Annotated in this window: 1 protein-coding gene; it reads right to left on the bottom strand. The window is 48.2% G+C overall.

Annotated features, from left to right (window positions below; all coding sequences use genetic code 11):
* Positions 1 to 1085 (bottom strand): elongation factor Tu (tuf, locus tag HH682_RS15400; protein WP_214238360.1); only part of this gene is annotated, 1085 nt, incomplete at its 3' end.

Genomic DNA, 1085 nt, shown 5'->3' with positions numbered 1-1085 from the left:
GTAACAACCATTTTGATGTTGTCGCCTGGCATTACCATTTCAACGCCTTCTGGCAGTTCGATGGTTCCAGTCACGTCAGTTGTACGGAAGTAGAACTGTGGACGGTAGCCTTTGAAGAACGGAGTATGACGGCCGCCTTCGTCTTTAGACAGAATATAGACTTCTGACTCGAACTGGGTGTGTGGCTTGATTGAACCTGGTTTCGCAAGAACTTGACCACGTTCGATTTCTTCACGCTTGATACCACGCAGAAGAACACCAACGTTCTCACCTGCTTGACCTTGGTCAAGAAGCTTACGGAACATTTCAACACCAGTACAAGTAGATTTCGCTGTATCTTTGATACCAACGATTTCAACTTCTTCACCTACTTTAACGATCCCGCGCTCTACACGACCCGTTACAACAGTACCACGGCCTGAGATTGAGAATACGTCTTCGATTGGCAGAAGGAATGGCAGGTCGATTGCACGTTGTGGTTCTGGGATGTAAGCATCCAAGTGACCAGCAAGCTCAACAACTTTAGCTTCCCACTCTGCGTCGCCTTCCAGTGCTTTCAGCGCTGAACCGCGTACGATTGGAGTGTCGTCGCCTGGGAAGTCGTATTGTGACAGCAGGTCACGAACTTCCATTTCAACTAGCTCTAACAGCTCTTCATCATCAACCATGTCACATTTGTTCAGGAACACGATGATGTAAGGAACACCTACTTGGCGACCTAACAGGATGTGCTCACGAGTTTGTGGCATAGGACCATCAGTTGCCGCAACAACCAGGATCGCTCCATCCATCTGTGCAGCACCGGTGATCATGTTTTTAACGTAGTCGGCGTGTCCTGGGCAGTCAACGTGTGCATAGTGACGGCTTGGAGTTTCGTACTCTACGTGTGAAGTATTGATGGTGATACCACGTGCTTTTTCTTCTGGCGCGTTATCGATTTGATCGAATGCACGCGCAGCACCGCCGTAAGTTTTTGCTAAAACGGTAGTGATTGCAGCAGTTAAAGTGGTTTTACCGTGGTCAACGTGACCGATGGTTCCCACGTTTACGTGTGGTTTATTACGTTGAAATTGCTCTTTAGCCAT

It is taken from the genome of Rosenbergiella gaditana (genome assembly GCF_018494065.1).
GTDB lineage: Bacteria > Pseudomonadota > Gammaproteobacteria > Enterobacterales > Enterobacteriaceae > Rosenbergiella > Rosenbergiella gaditana.
The sequence above is the reverse complement of the archived record's forward strand: the minus strand, read 5'-3'. Positions and strand labels throughout refer to the sequence as shown.